General features: G+C 70.3%; 16 protein-coding genes. 8 read left to right on the top strand and 8 right to left on the bottom strand.

Going from position 1 to position 20,362, the window contains the following annotated elements:
* Window positions 1-3 precede the first annotated feature (3 nt).
* On the top strand, window positions 4-876 hold the full coding sequence (locus IPH07_37655) for a c-type cytochrome (protein ID MBK6923176.1): 873 nt from the start codon (window positions 4-6) through the stop codon (window positions 874-876).
* A gap of 4 nt (window positions 877-880) precedes the next feature.
* On the opposite strand, the gene IPH07_37650 is transcribed toward IPH07_37655, so the two are convergent.
* From IPH07_37650 to IPH07_37640, 3 genes are all read right to left on the bottom strand, one after another.
* Window positions 881-1,075: a SlyX family protein gene (locus IPH07_37650; GenBank protein ID MBK6923175.1), complete on the bottom strand. Its 195-nt coding sequence runs from the start codon at window positions 1,073-1,075 to the stop codon at window positions 881-883.
* 59 nt (window positions 1,076-1,134) lie between these two features.
* Window positions 1,135-2,433 (bottom strand): hypothetical protein, encoded by a 1,299-nt coding sequence (locus IPH07_37645; GenBank protein ID MBK6923174.1) that lies wholly within the window; start codon window positions 2,431-2,433, stop codon window positions 1,135-1,137.
* A 168-nt stretch (window positions 2,434-2,601) separates the two neighbouring features.
* The gene (locus tag IPH07_37640) at window positions 2,602-4,143 is read right to left on the bottom strand and encodes a hypothetical protein (protein MBK6923173.1); all 1,542 of its coding nucleotides are present in this window, start codon (window positions 4,141-4,143) and stop codon (window positions 2,602-2,604) included.
* 97 nt (window positions 4,144-4,240) lie between these two features.
* On the opposite strand from IPH07_37640, the gene IPH07_37635 reads away from it, so the two are divergent.
* On the top strand, window positions 4,241-5,560 hold the full coding sequence (locus tag IPH07_37635; protein MBK6923172.1) for a 6-phosphofructokinase: 1,320 nt from the start codon (window positions 4,241-4,243) through the stop codon (window positions 5,558-5,560).
* On the opposite strand, the gene IPH07_37630 is transcribed toward IPH07_37635, so the two are convergent.
* From IPH07_37630 to IPH07_37615, 4 genes are all read right to left on the bottom strand, one after another.
* Entirely contained in the window at window positions 5,441-6,310 is an 870-nt protein-coding gene (locus IPH07_37630) for a ferritin-like domain-containing protein (protein ID MBK6923171.1), read from the bottom strand. The genes IPH07_37635 and IPH07_37630 overlap by 120 nt on opposite strands.
* The gene (locus IPH07_37625; protein ID MBK6923170.1) at window positions 6,307-6,756 is read right to left on the bottom strand and encodes a hypothetical protein; all 450 of its coding nucleotides are present in this window, start codon (window positions 6,754-6,756) and stop codon (window positions 6,307-6,309) included. The genes IPH07_37630 and IPH07_37625 overlap by 4 nt, the downstream gene beginning before the upstream one ends.
* Window positions 6,757-8,693: 1,937 nt before the next feature.
* On the bottom strand, window positions 8,694-11,213 hold the full coding sequence (locus IPH07_37620) for a serine/threonine protein kinase (protein ID MBK6923169.1): 2,520 nt from the start codon (window positions 11,211-11,213) through the stop codon (window positions 8,694-8,696).
* 76 nt (window positions 11,214-11,289) lie between these two features.
* Window positions 11,290-11,928 carry a hypothetical protein gene (locus tag IPH07_37615; protein ID MBK6923168.1) on the bottom strand — a complete coding sequence of 213 codons (639 nt, stop codon included), beginning with the start codon at window positions 11,926-11,928 and terminating at the stop codon, window positions 11,290-11,292.
* A 142-nt stretch (window positions 11,929-12,070) separates the two neighbouring features.
* Here IPH07_37615 and IPH07_37610 point away from each other — a divergent pair, with 142 nt between their 5' ends.
* From IPH07_37610 to IPH07_37590, 5 genes are all read left to right on the top strand, one after another.
* Window positions 12,071-13,147, top strand: coding sequence for a hypothetical protein (locus IPH07_37610; protein MBK6923167.1), 1,077 nt, complete (start codon window positions 12,071-12,073; stop codon window positions 13,145-13,147).
* Complete coding sequence (locus tag IPH07_37605) at window positions 13,144-14,850, top strand: DUF1588 domain-containing protein (protein ID MBK6923166.1); 1,707 nt, start codon at window positions 13,144-13,146, stop codon at window positions 14,848-14,850. The genes IPH07_37610 and IPH07_37605 overlap by 4 nt, the downstream gene beginning before the upstream one ends.
* A 16-nt stretch (window positions 14,851-14,866) precedes the next feature.
* Window positions 14,867-16,096 (top strand): DUF1501 domain-containing protein, encoded by a 1,230-nt coding sequence (locus tag IPH07_37600; GenBank protein MBK6923165.1) that lies wholly within the window; start codon window positions 14,867-14,869, stop codon window positions 16,094-16,096.
* Complete coding sequence (locus tag IPH07_37595) at window positions 16,093-16,590, top strand: hypothetical protein (protein MBK6923164.1); 498 nt, start codon at window positions 16,093-16,095, stop codon at window positions 16,588-16,590. Before IPH07_37600 ends, IPH07_37595 begins: the two co-directional genes overlap by 4 nt.
* Window positions 16,591-16,737: 147 nt before the next feature.
* Window positions 16,738-17,646, top strand: a complete 909-nt coding sequence (locus IPH07_37590) for a hypothetical protein (GenBank protein MBK6923163.1) — start codon at window positions 16,738-16,740, stop codon at window positions 17,644-17,646.
* Between the two features lie 119 nt (window positions 17,647-17,765).
* Here the strand turns inward: IPH07_37590 and IPH07_37585 are convergent, their stop codons facing one another.
* Window positions 17,766-18,908, bottom strand: coding sequence for a M28 family peptidase (locus IPH07_37585; protein ID MBK6923162.1), 1,143 nt, complete (start codon window positions 18,906-18,908; stop codon window positions 17,766-17,768).
* Window positions 18,909-19,034: 126 nt separating this feature from the next.
* Here IPH07_37585 and IPH07_37580 point away from each other — a divergent pair, with 126 nt between their 5' ends.
* Window positions 19,035-20,360, top strand: coding sequence for a VPLPA-CTERM sorting domain-containing protein (locus IPH07_37580; GenBank protein ID MBK6923161.1), 1,326 nt, complete (start codon window positions 19,035-19,037; stop codon window positions 20,358-20,360).
* Window positions 20,361-20,362 lie beyond the last annotated feature (2 nt).

Genomic DNA, 20,362 nt, shown 5'->3' with positions numbered 1-20,362 from the left:
CCCATGCGCAATGTTCCTGGACTCGCTTCTCTCGCACTCTCGCAGCTCGCAGTGATCGCCGCATCGCTCGTGCTCGCGTGCACCGCGGCTTCGAACGACGACGACGACGGCGCTGCAGGCTCGTCCACGGGCTCGGGATCCGCGGCAACGTCCTCGGCCGACGCGTCGGCCGGCAGCGGCGCGACCACGACCGCCGGCACCGCCACCACCGCGAACGCGACCGACCCCGCGAGCACGGGCGACGGCGGTGGCGAAGACAGCAGCAGCGGGGTCGGCGAGACCGATCCGCTGCCCGAGTTCCAGCAGCGCTACCTCGACGAGTGCGCGACGTGCCACGGCGACGACGGCCTCGGCACCGAGGACGGGCCGGAGATCCGCCACCCCGACCCGGGCCTCGCCTACTACTACGTGCGCAACGGCGACGCGAACGTGTGGATCGCGAAGTCGGGCGAGGGCCCGGCGGATCACACCGGCATCGGTGACGACCGCGTGATGACGGCCTTCGCCGAGGTCGACCTCCCCGACGCCATCGTCGACGAGATGATCGCGTGGCTGCAGTCCTTCCCCAACCCCGAAGACCCGGGCGAGCTGTACGCCGACTTCTGCGCGCACTGCCACGGGCCGGGCGGGCCGGTCACGGAGAACATCTACTACGTGAAGCCCGGCATCCTCGACATGACCGACTGGCCGACGCTGCTCGACAAGGTCCAGCATGGGCACACCTCGCTCGACGGCGTCGCAATCCTCATGGATGAGCGACGGCGCTACATGCCGCCGTTCGCGGGGCAGCTGAGCGACGAAGAGATCGCGAGCATCGCGGGGTGGATCTGCGAGCAGTACGTCACCGCGCCGCCGTTCTGCGCGCAGCTGCCGTAGCGGTTCAGTAGTGCGGCGGCGGCTCGTCGACGATCGGCGGCGCGTCGCTGCCGCTGTCGAAGCGCGCCCGCAGCTCGGCGAGCTCGCGCGCCAGCGCGTCGAGCCGCGCGGCGTACTTGGTGACCATCTCATCGAGATCGTGGATGGTCTTCTCCTGGTAGGCGATGCGGATCTCGAGCTCGACGATGCGTTGGTCCATCGCAGACGCGAGCCTACGATGGAACGCCGGCCCGATCACGGGCGCGCTGGCCTCCGCCGTCAGAGCCCCTGCAGGGTCGAGTTCTCGATCGTGAGGCTGCGGCAGTTGGTGCCGACCGCCGAGCCCGCGTCGGTGGTGCTGCCCATCTGCACCACCGTCCAGTGACCGCCGGTGTTGCCCATCATGACGCTGTCGCGGATGGTCAGGTCGCCGCCGAAGTCGTTGCTGGTGAAGAACAGGCCCCCGCCGAAGGCCCCCTCGCCGGCGTCGTTGTCGGCGATCTGGACCCCGCAGAGCGTCACGTCGACGCTCGCGCCGTCGCTATAGATGGCGCCGCCGTTGCCACCCGAGCCGATCTCGTTCTGGCCGTTGTTCATGGCATCGCACTGCGAGGGATCGTTGTTGTTCGCACCGCTGCCCGTCGCGGTGTTGCCGATGAACAGGCTGTCGAAGATCTGCAGCTCGCAGAACAGGCCGCCGACGGCCGCGGCATTGCTCGCGCGGTTGCCCTCGAAGGTGCTGGCGGCGATGACCATGCCGTGCTTGCTGCCGACCACGTAGATCGCACCGCCGCCGGTGTCGGGGCCGAGCGGCGCGCCCTCGTTGTCCTCGAAGATGCAGTCGACGACGCTGAGGTTGCCGTCGCGCATGTACAGCGCACCGCCCTCACCGTCGTTGTAGCCCTGCGAGCAGGGCGGTGGTGCCTGTGGAATCGCCTCGACCGGCGAGGTCTTGCCGCCGATGACCCGCAGGTGCTGCAGCGTCACACGGGTCTCGGTGTTCATGAAGTCGGGACTCTCGAAGGCGAACACCCGCACCTGGTGTCGACCGTCGAGGGTCACGCGGCGACCGCCGTCGATCACGGTGTCGACGTCGGTGCGTAGCTGCAGGGTCTGGTCGATCGCGATCGTGACCGGCGCATCGCCGCACTCGAACGTGACGATGCCGCCGGCGGCGACCGCCGCTGCCAAGGCCGCGTGGGTGCAGCTGGCGGGCGAGCCATCGCCGACGACCGTGCTGGGGCTCGACGTGTCGACGGCCTCGCCGAGCGGCGGCACCCCGCCCCCGCACGCGCCATCGGGGTTGCCGGCATCCCACTCGCCGGTTTCGCCGGAGCCGTCGTCGGAGCCGTCCGTCGCGGAGTCGGGGCCCGCACCGCTCTCACCCGCGGAGCTCGGGCCGGTGTCGGCGACGCCACTCGAGTGGGTCGCGACGGTCGTGCTCGCCGACGCGCCGGTGGTGTCGGACTCCGAGCCTGCGCTGCCGGCCTCGCTCCCGAAGGCGGTGACGCCGGTCGCGTCACCGCAGCCACTCGATGCGATCGCGATCGCAACCGCGAGGATGGTTCGCCCCTGCATGTCGATCACCCGCCGAGGGAGACGGCGCGCGCGCGTCCGGGGTGAAGAAATCTCTGGTTCCGACGCGGGCCGCCGCGACGGTTCGCGGGCGCACACCGACAACGCCGGCGATCACGCCCGCGGAGTTCCCCTGCGCCGTCGCGTGCACGGCAGCGCGGCCAGTTACCATCACGTCGCGCGGCCCGTGTCGCCGCGCGCGTCACAGGCACAGCCACCCCCGTCGCCCTGCTCGCCCGCGGTGCCCCCGGAGGTGCCGCTGCCGTCGGCGGTGCCCTCACCTGCACCACCGGTATTGCCACCGCCACCGGCCGTCGCGCTCGCGCTGCCGCTGGCCGACCCAGCGCCCGTACCCGCGCTCGCGTCACCCGAAGCGTCGGCGCTGCCGGCCGTGGTCGAACCTTCGGCCGACGCACCGCTGTCGCCCGAGGGGCCCGGCGGCGGCGCTTCGGTCACCGTCACGACGACTTCGTCGCGATCGCGTTGGTTGTCGGCATCGAGCCCGGAGACCTCGAAGGTGTAGACCGTCTCGGGCTGCAGGCCCGAGATGGTGACGGTATCGCTGTCGGCATCCTGCAGCGTGACCGCGGGGCCGTCGATCTGCGTCCACGTGAACGCGACCGCGTCGTCGTCGACCGCGGTCGCAACCAGCTCGAGGTCCGCGCCGTCGCCGGGCACCGACAGATCGTCGGGCGCGATCACGTCGGGTCGATCGAGCGAGAGGAACCAGCTGTAGATGCCGTCGGGATCGTTCGCCGAGCTGTACTCGCGGAACTCGATGTCGAGGCCGCAGCCCTGATCGCTGGGCCACTCGGCGGCCGCGAATCCGACTCCGATGGGATCGATCGAGGGGATCCACGACGAGTGGGGCACGTCGTAGAACATCGTGAAGCGCCCGTCGGGTCGCGGCTGCCCGGTTGCGGCCACGCACGCTGGATACTGCGGATAGTCGCCAGGGTTGTCGTATTGATCCGACGACTCGACCATCGAGCAGGGATTGAAGACGCCGGGCCCGAGATGCCCATCGTTGTCGTCCTCGCCGTGGAACCACCAAAATGCCGTGTCCTCGAAGCCGCAGCTGATGCCGGCATCGACCTGACCACCCGGCATCGACGCCGCGCCGGCGAAGCGACGCGGGTGGGCACCGACGTACTGCAGCGTGCCGCGCCCGCCCTGACTCATGCCGGTGAGGTAGAGCCGCCGCGGATCGACCGGGTAGTTGTCGAGCACGAACTGGAAGAACGCATCGAGGCGATCGAGATCCCACTCGGTGGTCGAACCCGGCGGCACCGGGTTCTGCGGCGAGACCACGATGAAGGGCCGGAGGGTCTCGTCCCACTGCGCGTTGCGGATGAGCAGCTGGGGGCCCCACGTGAGGCCGCGACAGAGGCCGTCGCTGCCGCACGCGTCGGCGGCGCAGGTGTCGGTGCCACCCGGGCACGACGACACGTCGTCGTACTCGCCGATGCCGGGCAGGAACACCAGCAGCGGCAACAGCTCGTCGTCGGCGAGGTCGTCGAAGCCGCTCGGCAGGTACTCCCAGTAACCCAGCTCCCACGCGTCGCCGCTCTCGTAGGCGATGCCACGCAGCGCTCCCGGTGTCAGCTGATCGGCGTAGGGCGGATCGGCGCGGGCCGAGGTGGTCGCACCGAGCCACGTGGCGACAACAACGGCGACGGCAGGGCGGTGGCGAGCGAGCGAACGGCGCGGCACGTGACGAGCATGCCACAGCGAGCCCGCGCCGCCGATCGGGCGCAGCCGCCACGTTTGACGATCACTTGCGCGCACGCGACCCTCGCGTGCGACAGACATGAGCACGACGACGCCCGCATCCAACCGCAGTGCCGACGACATCCGCCGTGTGGGGATCATCTTCGCGGGCGGTCCCGCGCCGGCGGCCAACGCGGTGATCTCCGCGGCCGCGACCTCGTTCCTCGAGGACGGCCGCGAGGTGGTGGGGTTCTTCCACGGCTACTCGAACCTGCAGGACTACCACCCGGTGACCCACCGGCTGCTGCCCGATCAGCACTACCGCATCTTCGAGGAGAAGGACCTCCGCGGCATCCGCAACGCCCGCGGCATCCTCATCGGGACCGCACGCGCCAACCCGGGCAAGGGCATCGAGTCCACCGACGATCTCGCCGACGAAGGCAAGTGCGAGCGGCTGACCAACGTCTACCGCGCATTGGTCGATCTCGAGATCGACGCGCTCATCTCGATCGGCGGCGACGACACGCTCAAGACCGCCAACCTGCTGTTCGAGTACCAGCGTCGGCTGCCGGCCGCGGCCAAGCGCGTGAAGGTCGTCCACCTGCCAAAGACCATCGACAACGACTATCGCGGCATCGACTTCACGTTCGGCTTCTTCACGGCCGTGGATTTCATGGCCAAGGAGCTGCAGAACCTCCGCGCCGATGCGCTCGCGACCAGCAGCTACTTCATCGTCGAGACCATGGGCCGCAAGGCGGGGTGGCTCTCGTACGGCGTGGCGATCGCCGGCGAGGCCAACCTGGTGATCGCGGTCGAGGACGTGGTCGACGACCTCGCGGTCGAGATCGACGGCCGCCGCATGCTCGCGATGGACGGCCTGGTCGAGCGCATCGTCGAGCTGGTGCTGACCCGCGAGCGACGCGGCAAGCACTACGGCACCATCGTGCTCGCCGAGGGCCTCGCCGAGCTGCTGCCCGACGAGGTCATCGCGACGCTGCCGCGCGACGATCACGGCCACATCCCGCTGGGTGGCATCGACCTCGGCAAGCTGGTGGCCGAGCGGGTCTCGGCCGCGTATCACGCCCGCGCCGGCGGCAAGAAGAAGTTCGCCAGTGTGCAGCTGGGCTACGAGTCGCGCTGCGCACCACCCCACGCCTTCGACGTGATGCTCGGCAGCCAGCTGGGCATCGGCGCCTACCGGGCGCTGGTCGAGGAGGGCAAGGACGGTCACATGGTCAGCGTCAGCGGCCAGCTCGACCTGCACTACGTGCCGTTTCGCGAGCTGGTGAACCCGGTGACGCTACGCACCGAGGTGCGGTTCATCGTCGGCGGCAGCGACTTCCACCGGCTCGCACGATTCCTCGAGACGCGGGTCGATCGACTCCGCGACTGGGCTCCCGGGCGCCGCGTGGAGCGTTGATCCACGCCGCAAGAGCGTCTGCGGTGCGAGGCCGTGCCGCGCGAGGCCGGGCAGGATCACGGTGTCGATCGCATCGAACAACAGCGAACGCGCGTCACGGCCGTTGCACAAGCCGAGCGACGCGCCCGCGCGCGGCGGCTCGATCAAGGGCAGGTGCGCGAGCTCGTGCGCGACGAGGTGCGCGAGCGCGACCTCGACATAGTCGCGCAGCCGCGCGCGCATCGAGGCGTCGAGCGACGCGTCCACGGTGGCCAGCAGACGCCAGCCGAAACGCGCGTGGCCGACCTCGTCGGCCCAGATCTCCGTGAGCAGCTGCCGCAGCGGCCCGGCGGGCATGAGCGAACGTTCGGCACCGATCAACGCCACCGCCACGGTCTCGCTCGCGCAGCACACCGACAACACGTTGCGCAGCAGGGCCTCGAGCGGCGTATCGGCGTCCTCGTGCAGCGGGATCGGCCGCGGCTCTGCGCTCGGTGCCGTCGCCTCGCCGCCGAGCGCCTCGACCACTGCACCACAGAGCACCCCGTGTCGTCGCTCCTCGTCCGCGAAGCTCGCGAGCTCCCGCGCATCGTCGTCTCGCCCGAGGCGCCGGCACTGGGTGGCCAAGACCTCGAACACGCGTGCGGAGCCGTGCTCGTTGCTCATGCGTTCGCGCCACGTGGCGATCGCGGGTCGTTGCAGCACGCCGGCCGGCGGCAATGACAATCCCACCGCGCGCGCGGGCGCTCGAAGATCGAGCACCGCGCTCACGCGAGCCTCCGCGGCGCCATCGCGGGCGGCGGTGGTGGCCCCCACGGCGAGCAGCCGTGCAAGATCGCGGGGTCGATCCCTTCGACGCGCGAGACCCCCTCGCAGCAGGCCCAGTGATGGCTCCTGCCCGTCGGCGCACCGGGGGCCGCACCAAGATGTTGCACGCAGCAGTCACGCACGCGCGGCGAGACCTCACGGTCCTTGCCGGTGAAGTTGTCCTCGCCGGGGAACGCTTCGTCGAGCACGATCTCGCAGGACTCGGCGCCCACGTGTCGAGCCGGCGAGGGCGACACCTGCACGGGCTCGGCGGCGGCGGTCGGCGTCAGTCCGCCCGGTGGCAGGGCATGCACGGCGCTACGCGGAGATTCGCAGGACAGCAGCGGCGCCACCATGGCGAGGTGGGCAGCGGCGAGCAAGGCACGGCGATGGGCTTCGATGGGCGTCATGGTCGGGTCCGCGTGGCGCGGTGCAAGCCGAGCGTAGCGGGTTCACGACGGCGGCGATGTATCGGCTGTGTCACCCAGGCGCTGGCGACAGGAACGAGCGCAACCGTGCCGCGCGGGCATCATCGCCCGACGCGGTCGTTGCGGCACCGCGCGACCGTTTCGAGCATCGAGAGCGCGTCGAGAGTCGTCGCAAGCCGCGGGCCGGCTACGCCGTAGAGACCCTCGCGGTCGCTCCGGATCCGCTGGCAGGCGCCTCAGCCGCGGCGTACCACCAGCGCATGACCCAGCACTTCGGCGAGCGCCTGCCGACGCCACTAGGTGCGATTTTCCGACCGCGGCGGCGCCAGCCTGCGTTCGCGTTCCCGAGAGTGCCCGGCTTCGAGCCACTGCGCGTCGGGGTTGCGCCGCTCCGGTCGAAGCAGTAGCCTCGAAAGGATGCCGCGCCGTCCGTGCAGGCTCCTCTCCGCGTCGTGCTGAAGTGGTGAGTTTTGAATCCTTCGTCCGTTCGGTACCTCTTGCGCGAGCGATGAGCGCAAGACTCGTCATGTGTCTTGCGGTCGCCAGCGGGTGCAAGAGCAACCCACATGGGGCATCTACCGCAGAATCGACCGAAGGCGAGGTCCCCATCGATACGTTGCTCGACGACGCGGCGCACGACTTCTGCCGACAGTACATCGATTGCGAATGTTCCGCCGCGGAAGGAGCATTGTTCGCCAACGAAGCAGATTGCTTCAATACGAGTCGCTCCGAATACAGCGGCATCGTCGCCTCGGGGGAGGCTGACGGACTCACATTTGATCGCGAGTGTCTTGCAGAGTACGTCGCCCAAATCGAGTCCCTCGGTTGCAGTTCAGATCGGCGAGCGCTCGGCGTGCTGGTCTCGTGCAAGGTCCATCACGGCACCCGGGACGTCGGCGAGTCGTGCAAGCGTCACGACAACGCGGAAGGCGACGATTGCTTGCCTTCCCTCACTTGCGCCGATGGCTCGTGCATCGTTACAAAGGAGCGATACTCGCTCGGTGAGGCTTGCGATCCGCAGCACGCGGCATGCGAACCGCCGGCTGTTTGCGTTGACCCCGACGACGCGGGCAGGCACATCTGCGTTCCATTGCCGATCAAAGGCGAACCATGTCTCTTCGGTCGTTGTCGTGATGGCCTCTTGTGCGACCCGGAGCAGGTATGCCAGGAAGCCGCAGGCGTTGGGTCCGCATGTGGCCCCGGAAAGCCAGAATGCGATCCTTGCTTTCCCTGCGACAGCACGTCGTCGACCTGCGCGACACGCCCACCGGCCGCCGTGGGCGAGTCGTGTCACATCGATTCGCAGTGCGCGCCGGGCATGTCGTGCGTGGAGGTAGCTGCATTCTCGTGCAGCGATCGTCCTGTGATTTGCTTCGGTGGCGCGAATCCACCAAATCCTACTCCGTGGGAGTTCGGAAAGTGTCAATGACGAGGACGTCCGTGAGCCTGGGAAGAATGGCGATCGTCATGGTCGTTGCCACCGCCATGGCGAGGGACGCACGGGCATCCGGGTTCTCCGCGCACGCGAGACAACCCGACCCTGCGGCGGCGCGATCGGGGACACGCGGCTGTGCCGGGGGCTCGGCGCAGTGCGCAGTCGTAATGGGGGGAGCGGTCACCGGAGGCGTCGGCCTCATCTTGGCTGCTGTCGGTTTTGGAGTATTCGCCGGGATCCACACCGGAAACCCGGGACGCGGCCTGGAGATCGACGGCTTCGATGACGTCCGAGACACGCAACGCGTGGTTCGCGTCGGTCGAGCGATGGGGGGAATGGGGATCGCCGGGGGTATTGCCGCGATCGGCGGAGCAATCGCCCTCGCGATCGGTCTATCGACGATGCTGGGCAGGTCGGGCAGAGCGCGTGCCCGCAGAGTCGCGTTGATCGCCGGTGGGCCTGCGCTGCGCTTCTGACCCACCACCTACCGCGACGCAAGGGTCCGCAATCGCGTCGCCCGATCGCGGTCGCCCGCCGCATCGGCGCGCTCGCTCAACGCGAGTACGGTGTTGCGCGCCGGAGCGCTGAGCTCGAAACCCTGCGGCCTCGACGACAGCGCCGCCTCGAGCGCGTCGGTGACCTCGCGGACCGGCGCGCTGTCGTCTTCGAGGTCGCTGCGGTGCCGCGCGGCGGTGCCGAGCATTGCGATCGCGTCGTCGAGCCGGCCCAGCTCGGTGTACGCGCGGCCGAGCATGAGCTCGGTGTTGGCGAGCGAGTGGGCGCTCGCGTCGGCGGCGGTCTTGAGCGCGAGCGCGCGCTCGAGCGCCGCGCGGGCGTCTTCGCCGCGGCCGAGCTCGACCCAGGCGTGACCGAGGTTGTTGAGGGTCGTCGCAAGCCGCGGGTCGTCGAGGCCATAGACCCGCTCGCGGTAGCTCAGGATCGGCTGGTAGGCGGCTGCGGCCTCGGCGTACGCCGAGCGCATGAGCAACACGTCGGCGAGCGCCTGGCGGTGCCACCACGTGCGCGGGTGGTCGTCGCCGAACATCGGCAACGCGACCGCGAGCGCCTGCTCGTAGCTGCGTGCGGCCGCATCGATGTCGTCGGCGTGGTACTCGAAGTTGCCGAGGTTGTGCAGCGCCGTGTCGAGCGCGAGGTCGGGTACCGCTGCGGACTGCAGCTGCGCGACGACCTCGCGCATGCGCTCGACCGCCTCGCGTGAGCGTCCCTGGGCGTCGAGGACGCTGGCGCGGACGTTGAGCAAGACCGCATCGAAGCGAGACTCGCCGGCACGTCGCGCAGCGGCCTCGGCCGCCGCGATCAACCCATCGACCTCGTCGAAGTGCTCGAGCTCCACCGCGCGCAGCCACGCCAGCTCGGCACGCGCGTCGGCGAGCACGAGATCGTGGCCCTCGCGTTCGGCCAGCACGGCGGCGTCGCGCAGCCACTGCTCGGCGCCCACGAGATCACCCTCGGCCTGTGCATTCTCGCCGTGGGCGAGCAGGGCCTCGGCGACCAATGGGGCGAAGCCCAGCGCCTCCGCACGGGCCTGGCTCTGCACCGCGAGCGCGAGTGCGGCCTCGCCCAAGCCCAGTGCCCGATAGACGTCGGCCTCGGCCAGGCGCGCCCGCAGCTCGAGCACCGCCGCGGCCTGCTGCGGATCGGCCGGCATCGGCGATCGTGTGGCCTCGACGCCCTCGCATCGTGCCACCGCGGGCAAGCCGAGCGCGGCCTCGCGCGCGTGCTCGATGACCTCCGCGTGCCCGCGCGCGAGCACGTCGGCGAAGCCCACCAGCTGCGCCCGACGGGTCTCGATGCATGCCGAGCGACCGGCGTCGGCGGCCTCGCAGAGCTCGCGCTGCGCCGTCGCGATCGCGTCTGCCTGGGCGTGCAACGCCGCGATCACCACCTGTGCGTCGTCGCTGCGATCGCCGAAGGCTCGACGCAGCGCCGCATCGTCGAGCACCACGGGCGACGCCGCCGTGCAGGCGGCCGCGTCCGGGCCCGCCGGTGTCAGCGCGAGGATGCCACCCACCACCGCCATCGATGGCACGGCGAGCCACACCGGCGCCCACGAGCGACCGTGCTCGCGATCGATCGCCGCGACCACCTCGCGCAGGTTCGCGTGGCGGTCCTCGGGTCGCGGCGCGAGCGCGCGATCCATCACCGCGTGGAGCCATCGCGGAACCACCCGAAGCTCGCCGACGTCGATGCGCTCACCCGCCAGCACGTGGGCGGCGATCTCCGCCGTCGAGTTGCCGGCGAAGGGCCGTACACCGAACAGCAGCTCGTGCAGTGTGATCGCCCACGCGAACTGATCGCTGCGCGCGTCGGCGTCATCGCCCCGGTGTTGCTCGGGGCTCATGTACGCCGGCGTGCCGATGCGATCGCCAGCCCGCGTGAGCACGGGATCGGGGTCGACACCTGGCGCCGAGCTCTCGTGCTCGCGCGCGAGTGCCTGCAGGCGCGCGAGCCCGAAGTCGAGCACGCGCACGCGCCCGAGTCGATCGACCATGACGTTCGCGGGCTTGAAGTCGCGGTGGACGATGCCCGCGGCGTGGGCGGCCGCCAGCCCGGCCGCGGCCTGCCGCATCACCTCGATCGCCTCGGCCGGGGTCGGCGATCGTCGATGCCGCCACGCGCCGAGATCGACACCGTCGATCCACTCGGTCACCACGAACACGTCGTGGCCGTCGACGCCCGCGTCGAACACAGCGACCACGTTGGGATGCGAGACGGCCGCGATCGCCTGCGCCTCGCGGACCATGCGCGCGCGACGGACCGCGATCAACTCACCGCCCTGCGGCGCGGCCATCAGCTTGAGCGCCACGCGACGATCGAGCTCGCCGTCGTGGGCCGCGAAGACGATGCCCATGGCGCCCTGGCCCAGCTTCTCGAGCAGCACGTAGCGCCCGACCCTGCTGCCCGGTCCCCGTGCCACACGCGGCCGCGATCGCGCCTGGCCATCGACCGTGCGATCGGGATCGGTGACCTCGGAGGCGCCCACGCCCCTCGACTTCTCGCGCGCGCGCGGGCCGGGCACAACGTGAAAGTGAACGCGCGGCGGCGACGCGCTGGTCGTCTCAAACCCCTGGGCAGTCGAAGCTCGGCAGCTGCGAGGCCGAGCACACCGCGCGCAGGCACACCGGCTCCTCCAGCGGCACCCTGCGCAGCACCTCGAAGCCGAGGTTCCCACCGCGGTCGAGGCAATCCGGGTCCAACGCATCCCCGTCCCGCCACCGCACGCACGCCACGGCATCGTCGGGGATGCGCCACGTCCCGGTCGGATCCTCGAGCGCGGCGACGTCGTCGCGCTCGCACGCCGGCAGCACGTGCTGGTCGTCGCGGGTGGTGAGGGTCTCGGTGAGCACACAGTCGTGCTCGAGCGCTGCGGTCTCACCATCGAGATCGGCGACGCAGCCATCGACACACCGGGGCGCGATGCGCGACTGTCCTGGCAAGCACGCGAGTGCCCGCGCGTAGTCGTCGTCGCACAACGAGAAGAGCGGATTGTCGTAGCGCTGGAACTGCTCGGCGAGCTCGCGCAGCCGACCTGGTGGGTGAGCGACGAGATCGATACCCCCCGCCGCGTCCGAGGAGCGAACGCACGCCGGGCCGATGCCGAAGGCGATGCGCTCGATCTCGTCGAGCGCCTCGCCGAACAACGGTGCGCCCCCGTAACTGCCGTAGGACGGCATGCCGCCGAGCACGTGCACGAACACGTGGCGCCCGTCGTCGCCGCGCGGAGGCGACCACCTGGCTCACATGCCGGCCGTGGCGTGCGTCACACGGACTGCGGGGATGTTGCAAACCACCGCACGGGTCCCGTTGTCTCCGGCCAAGTCGGCCGCCTACCATGGTGACATGGAACGCAGGCGCCTCGGTTCGATGGCGTGGTGGTTGGTCGCGGTCGCGGGATGTCACGAGCCCGCGGACGCCACGGACGACGGCGAGTCGTCGCCGAGCTCGAGTGCCGGCGCGTCGACGCAGGGCACGAGCCAGGGCGACAGTGGGAGCACCGGCGGCGGCGACGGCAGCAGCGGCGCGAGCACGGCCGACACCGAGCTGCCCTCGCCGTATTCGGATGGCACCACCGGTAGCTCCGACATGCCGAGCATCGGCGCCGACGATGTGGCCGCGGCCATCGTCGCCGGCCTCGACGCATTCGTGACCGCCGATCCGCAGGGGGTCCTCGACGCCTACGACGATCTCGCGGTGTTCGAGCCCGGCTGCCCCGAGTTCGCACAGGAGGCCGACATGGGCACGCTGAACGTCTTGGTGTGGCAGACCGAGGGCTGCACCACCAGCGCGGGCCTGACCGTGCGCGGCAGCGGTCGCATCGAGCGACGGCTCGGCTACGTCGATGGCGATCGCGTCGTCGACGGCGCGCAGCTCTCGTCGCAGGGCGGTACCTTCAGGCTCGAGACCGACGACGGCCGCTACTTCGAGCTGTCCGGCTACATCGACTTCACGCGCGCGACCAACCCCGACGGCAGCGACGGGGCGCTCGCGGTGACCGGCGATGTCTCGGCCGATCCCGTGACCGCCGCGGGCTCGCCCATTCTCTCGGGCGCCGTGCGGCTGCAGGGCTACCTCTACGCGTACATGGGCACCGGCTACCGTGGGCTGGGCGGCAGCGGATCCGTGACCGGCGACGTGCTCGGCAATGCGTTGGCGCTGTCGTTCGATCAGGCGCTCGTCGTCGACCTGCCGTGCGCGGCCGAGCCGCTCGGGACCTTCGGCGTGCGCGACGACGTCGGCTTCTGGCACGACGTCGTGTTCGACGCCGGCACCTACGACGACCAAGGCGGCGTGGCTTGGAACGAGGGCGCCTGCGACGGTTGCGGTGCGTACCTCGCGGGCGGCGTGTCCACGGGCGACGCGTGTGTGGACTCGGCTGCGCTCGCGCAGCTCATCGCGTGGGAGGGCATGCCGTGGTGAAGCACATTGCACTGGCGACCGCGTTGGGCCTGGCGGCCTGCAAGGACGACGCGGCGAGCCACGACGACGGCGGGCCGGGCTCGGCGTCGGCATCGGCATCGGCATCCGCATCGGCCGGCAGCGACGGTGGCGACACATCCGCCGGCGATGATGGCAGCACCGGCGAGGCGACACCGCCGGTGGACGACCCCCTCGATGCCGTCGCGCTGCTCAACCGCGCGAGCCTCGACCTCCGGGGCGTGCGCCCCTCCGCCGACGAGCTCGCGCAGGTCGAGGGCGATCCCGCCGCCGTCGATGGGATCATCGAGGGCTTCGTCGACGACCCCGCATGGGCGGGCCGCGTGAAGGACATCTTCGCGGGCGCCTGGCGCACGCGCATCGACGTGTACGACGCACCCGACGGTGTCTACGGCGGGGAGCAACCGCCCGCGTACCACACCGCCGTCGGCGAAGAAGTGCTCGATCTCATCGCGTACGTCGCGATGAACGACCTGCCGTTCCGCGAGATCCTGCTGAGCCCCGACACCTTCGTCGACCCGCTGTTGCTGTCGCTGTGGCCGCTCGAGCAGCAAGCTGCGGGCAACGAGTGGCTGCCGCCGGGCACCGTCCGCGCGCGCTACACCGACGGTCGCCCGCAGGCCGGCGTGCTCTCGCTCAACGCGGTCTACTGGCGGCATCCATCGACGGTCGAGAACGCCAACCGCGGACGCACCAACGCGCTATCCCAGGCGCTGCTGTGCCAGTCGTACCTCGATCGCCCGATCGACTTCCCCACCGACCTCGACCTCACCGACTCCGAGTCGATCCGCCAGGCGATCCGCGAGGTCGGTGCGTGTCAGGCCTGCCACGCGACGCTCGACCCGTTCGCGAGCTACCTGTGGGGCTTCATGTATCCCAACGAGCCCAGCACGACGTATTCGGTGGCGGCCGAGCGTGACTGGCAGATCTACACCGATACCCCGCCGGGCTTCTTCGGCGTGCCCGGCGAGCGGCTGGTCGATCTCGGCCAGCAGATCGCGGACGACGAGCGCTTCGTCTCGTGCACCGTGCGGCGCGTGTACGAGGGCATGCTCGGACGTGACGCAGTGCTGCAGGACGAGGGTGCGCTCGCCGAGCACCGCGAGGCGTTCCTCGCCTCGTCGCTGTCGCTCAAGGCGTTGGTGCGCTCGATCCTCCACGATCCGAGCTACCGCGGGGTGCACTGGGAGCCGCGATTCGGTGGCACGCCCGCGCCGGTGCCGCTCAAGGTCGCGCCGGTCGAGGTGTGGTCGCGATCGCTGACCGAGCTGTCGGGCTATGCGCTCGAGTTCGGTGGCCGCGACGGCACCCGCCTCGACGCCGCAGTGCGCACGTTGGCGGGCGGCTCCGATCGCGGTGACGCGACCGACGTCTCGACCGGCGCGGTGCTGGTGCAGCGTCGCCTCGCCGAGGCCGGCGCGACGTGGCTCGTCGACAACCAAGGCAGCAGCGGCGGCCGCCTCGACGAGGTGCTCGCCGGTGTCGACCTCGAGGCCGCGCCCAGCGACGCGACACTGGTGGCGTTGGTGCAGACCGCTCGCGCGAAGACCCTCGACACCGACGATCCCGAGCTGGTCGCACTGGCCCAGCTGTGGACCGACGCCGCCGCGATCGACGACACCCGTGGCGCGTGGATCGCCCTGCTGACGGCGGTCCTCGCCGATCCCGATCACCTCCTCTACTGACGGACGCAAACCCGCCATGATCACGCGACGTACATTCCTCGGTTCGGCGGCTGCGGCCGCTGCGTTGTTCGGCGGCGCACAGCTCGGCCGCGCCCACGCCGGCGGCGAAGACCTGCGGTTCCTGTTCCTGCACGTCGAGGGCGGCTGGGACCCACTCACGGTGTTCGCACCGATGTTCGACGCGCCCAACATCGACATGGAGGCGGCGGCCGAACCGTGGACGATCGGCGGGCTGTCGCTGGTCGACCATCCCGCGCGGCCACAGACCCGCGCGTTCTTCGAGGCGCACCACGGCTCGATTGCACTGCTCAATGGTGTGTCGGTGCGGAGCGTGAACCACGAGACCTGCGCGATCGTGGCGCTGACCGGTGCGACCTCGGAGGACCGTCCCGACTTCGGCACCATCCTCGCCTACGAGCGCCGCGACGTCACCTCGCTGCCGCACCTGGTGATGAGCGGGCCCGCGTTCCCCGGGCCCTACTCGGTGTTCGTCAGCAACGCCCGCGGGCAGCTGCAGGAGACCATCGACGGCTCACTGCTCGGCAACGCCGACTCACCGATCGTCGCGCCGAGCGCGATCCCCGGCCGCGTGGTCGATCGATTCCTGCGCGATCGATCGGAGGCGATACGGCTGGCCCATCCCTCGATCGGCCACACCGCCGACTACGCCGAGGCGCTGCAGCGCGCCAAGCTGCTGGTCGACAGCCGCTTCGAGCTGCACCTGCAGAGCAGCAACAGCTTCATCGGTCGCAGCAAGACCGCGATCGCAGCGCTGTCGTCGGGCCTGTGTCGCTGCGCCAGCGTGGGCACCGACTTCAACTGGGACACCCACAACGACAACAGCCTGCAGAGCGGCTTGTTCGAGAACCTCTTCATCGATCTCATGGATGTGATCGAGCTGCTCGACCAGACCATGGGGCCCGACGGCAAGCCGCTGCGCGAGACGACCGTCGTCGTGGTCAGCTCGGAGATGGCGCGCACGCCAGCGCTCAACGCCACCGGTGGGCGCGACCACTGGCCCTACACCTCGATGATGCTGATGGGCCCTGGCATCCAGGGCGATCGCAGCTTCGGCGGCTTCTCCGAGCTGTACGCCGGCGTCGGTGTCGGCAGTGACGGCGGGCTCGACCCGGCGCAGGCTGGCATCGCCGCCGAGTCGATCGGTGCCACCTTGCTGATGCTCGGCGGCGTCGACCCCGGCGACTACCTGCACACCACCGAGCCGGTCCCCGGAGTGCTCGCATGATGCAGCGACGCGCGCAGCGGCTGCTCGTCGCGCTGTCCGTGCTCGCCGCGTGCAAGCCCGACGCGAGCGACGACGACGGTGCGGACACCGGCACGACCGCCGCCGATCCCAGCAGCGGTGGCGGCGAGGACAGCAGCAGCAGCAGCACCGCCCCGCTCGACGACAGCTCGGACAGCGGCACCGACAGCGACGGCGGCACCGACACCGGCACCGAAGCGATCGACTGCGACGCGGTACCCGTCATCACCTACGACACCTTCGGCAAGGGCTTCCTCGCCAGCTACTGCAACGGCTGCCACGGCGGTCACGTCGTGGATCGTCAGGACGCTCCGGCGTCCGCAGTCTTCGACACCCACGAGCAGGTGCTGCAGTGGACCTCGCAGATCCTCGCCCGTCGCACGCCGCCCGAGGGCGTGATGCCGATGCCGCCCAACGGCGGCGTCACGCCGGACGACGACGAACGACTGCGGATCTGGCTGACCTGCTGGCCGTGACGGAGCGGCCAACTCGGGCCAACTCGGGCCGGCACGGGCCAACTCGGCCGCGCGCTCCGCCAGGTCAGCCGCTCGACTCCTTCGAGATCGATGTGAAGGCCGGTGGCACGCCGCGCGCACCTGGCCGCGTCGCCCAACCGGCTGCCCATGCCGAGCGTCCTGCACGAAGTGCTGCGCGAGCTCTTCGCGAAGCGCCCCGACCTACTCTCCGGGCTTCTCGCGGAGCGCTTGTCCCTGCCCGCCACGGCGCTCGTCGCCTTGGACAGTGAGCTGACCGATGCGCGGCTCAAGCAACTGTTGCCGGATGCAGTGCTCGCAAGTCCCAACGCCGACGCGCCGACGTTGATCGTCATCGTCGAGGTGCACCTGCACGTCGCCGAGGCCAAGCGCCGCGTCTGGCCCCAATACGCGGCCGCAGCGCTTGGCCGCTTCGGTTGTGAGGCAGTGGTCGTGGTGGTCACGCCGTCACCCAGGGTTGCTGCCTGGGCGAGCGAGCCCATCGTCATCGGTCCGCGGCACACGATGTCGCCCGAGGTGCTCGGTCCGAGCGTCATTCCGTGGGTCGATGGCCCCGACCTGCGTCGCACGCCGGTCACGGGCATGCTGTGGACGCTCTCGCATCTCGACGATCCGGCGTGCCCCGAGCACGCGCTGGCCACCCTCGAGGCGCTCGCGACGTGGGACGAAGATGCCGACGGCCGTCTGGCTGATATACTGCAGGCGGCCCTACCCGCCGCTGTGCGTGCGCGCATGGAGGAACTGATGCGAACCGGAAAGTACGAGTACCAGAGCGATTTCGCGAAGAAGTACTTCGCGCTCGGTCGCGAAGAGGGTCGCGAAGAGGGTCGCGAAGAGGGTCGCGAAGAAGGTCGCGAAGAGGGTCGCGCGGTGGGCGAGGTGAGTGCGCTGCTGCTGGTGTTGCGAGCCCGCGGGATCGATGTGTCGGGGCCTGCGGCGAGTCGCATCGAGCACGAGCGCGACGCGGCGCGCATCGAGTCGTGGATTCGCCGGGCGGTCACGGCGTCGACGATCGACGACGTCTTCGCCGACGAGTAGCCGCGACGCCGCTTCAGCGGACAGCGCCGCGACGCGCGGAGGCGGTCCACCGTCGCAGCTTCACGACCAGATGCGTCACGAGCCCGACGGCAGGGCCCGCGCGCGTCCGGCAGCCGCGATCAGTGCAGGCCGAGGCTGATCGCCGCGGCCGCCGCGGTGGCCGCGGTGACCCCGACGGCGAACGCTTGGTCGATGTCGACGACGTCGTCGGGGCCGCCCATGCAGTGGTAGTGCGGGTTGCGGAAGTTGGCGGTGTCGGTGGCAAACACCGCAGGGAGTCCGCCATCCCAGAACGCCGCGTGATCGGATCGCCGAAGATCCGCAAAGAGGTCGCTGGTCTCGGCGCCCGCCGGGATCTCGAGGACCACCGCGGTGACGCCGAGCCCCGTCGCCTGCTCGTACAGCGCCTGCGCGGCGTCGTGGGCGGTCGAGTTGGCGATGAGCGCGATGAAGTCGCCCTTGAAGCCGTTGGTCATCAGGTTCGCGTACTGCTCGGCGAACACGAGGTCGAAGCCGGTCGGTACCGTCTGCGAGTTCTCTGCGGTGGAGCGATAGCCGATGCCGTCGAAGTTGAAGTACATGACGAACTCGTCGCTGCCCCCGGCCGCGGCGTCGACGAACGCGACCGAACCATCGAGGCCGGTTTCCTCTTCGTCCCAGCAGGCGATCATCGTCGTGCGATCGAACTGGCCCATCGCGAGGATCCGCGCGATCTCGAGGGCCGCGGCCACGCCACTGGCGTTGTCGTCGGCGCCGTCGCAATCGGCGATGTGATCGTAGTGGGCGCCGATCAACACCACCTCGTTCGGCGCCGTGGCACCCACGCGTCGCCCAATCACGTCGACGCCGCTGCCGTAGTCGTAGCGCACGGTCTCGTAGCCGAGCGCGGTCAGGCGATCGGCGCACAGGTCCTGGACCTCCTGCCAGTGCGGAGCACCGGGCACGCGCGGCGCCGCCACGAACGCGAGGTCGTCGGCCCAGGCGTCGGCGTCGACACAGCCGGCGAGCGCCTCCGGCGAGTCGTTGCACGGGTTGGCGTCGCCGGTGGAATCCGCGGATGAGGTGGATGCGGTCGCGCTCGTCTCGCTGCCGCCAGTCATCACCGCACCGGTCGATCCCTGCGTGACGGACGTGGTGTTCGTGGCCGTATCCGTGGCCGTATCCGTGGCCGGATCCGTGGTTGCTGCGGCGGCTCCGTCGTCGGTCGCACACGCGGTCGTCAGCGCGAGCGCCAGCCCATACCTCGTCCTGTGCCCTGTCATCGCGGGCGCAGTCTACGACAACGCGACCGCTCGGACGCGCGCTCGCGCCCACGCGCACGCACGGCAGACGATACGGCTGAGACAAGTCCAGCGCCCGCGGTACTGCAGGTGCTGGAGCGACTGCGAATGCCCGAGCGATGGACGACCGCCCCTCGACGACGACTGCGCGGAATCACCGTGGTGGCCTGGCTGGGCCTGCATGCGCAGGCGTGGGCGCTCGCGCCACTGCCCGAGGGGCCGACCGGGATCGCGGCGAAGTACGTCGCGGACGAGGGCATCGGCGACGATCCCGAGGTCATCGTGTTCGACGACTTCGAGAGCTACGCCGCGTCGAGCGACCTCGACGCCCACTGGGAGTCGGTCTACCAGTACCAGAACATCGCATTCGCCACCGCACCCGAGGACGTCTTCGCCGGCGCGCAGTCGCTCGAGTTCACGCTTCCGCAGGGCGATGGCGAGGTGTCGAACGCGGTGACCAAGTGGATCAGCCCCGAGCCGGACGTCATGTTCCTGCGCTACTACACCAAGTTCGACGGCGCGTTCGCGATCACCGGCTCGAGCCACAACGGCGGGATGATCGCCTCGCACTACTTCAACGGCCACGACGCGACGCCGGGCATCCCCGCCGACGGCACCAACAAGTGGCTCGTCACACTCGAGAACCTCCGCGAGTCGCCGCAGACCGCCTCGCCGGGCCTCTTGAACGTGTACATCTACCATCCCGAGCAGCGCGACGATTACGGCGACCACTTCTTCCCGACCGGTCTGGTGGCGCCCAACACCAGCCTGCCCTACGACTTCGGTCCCGACTTCACCCCGCGCCCCGATGTCATCCAACCGCTACAGACGTGGCAATGCATGGAGCTCATGGTGGTGGCCAACACGCCGGGGCAACGCGATGGACGCATCGCAGCGTGGATCGACGGGGCATTGGTGGCGGACTGGCCGAACCTGCGGCTGCGGGACGTGCCCGAGCTGACCATCGATCGGATCTGGTTGGCGTTCCACGCCGGTAACAACGCCGCGGGCGAGACCCGCAAGTGGTACGACAACGTCGTCGTGGCCAGCGCGTACATCGGGCCCATCGGCGACGGCAGTGCGCCGGGCGACACCACCGGAGCTGCATCCGACGGCGGTGGCGACGGCAGCAGCGACGCCGGCACCGGCAACGATGGCCCGGGCGCGAGCGGTGGCACGGCCGCGGGCGACGATGCCTCGACACTCGGCGCGGACGGATCGACGACGGCAAGCTCGGCCGCCGACGGGGCCGAAACCGATGCCGGCGCGCAGGGGCAAGACCAGGCCGCCTCCGGATGTAGCTGCGCGAGTTCGTCGCCGAACCCGGCGACTGCGTGGCTGCTCGTGGCTGGCCTGGGGTTCGGCGCGGCGCGGCGACGACGGCAACGACCCGTCGCGTGCGGCCGCGCAGCCGGGTCGAAGCGGGCGCGATGACC

The sequence above is a fragment of the Deltaproteobacteria bacterium genome (assembly GCA_016709225.1).
Classification (GTDB): Bacteria; Myxococcota_A; Polyangia; order Nannocystales; family Nannocystaceae; genus Xiheibacterium; species Xiheibacterium phototrophicum.
This window is presented reverse-complemented; position numbering and strand designations above follow the sequence as displayed.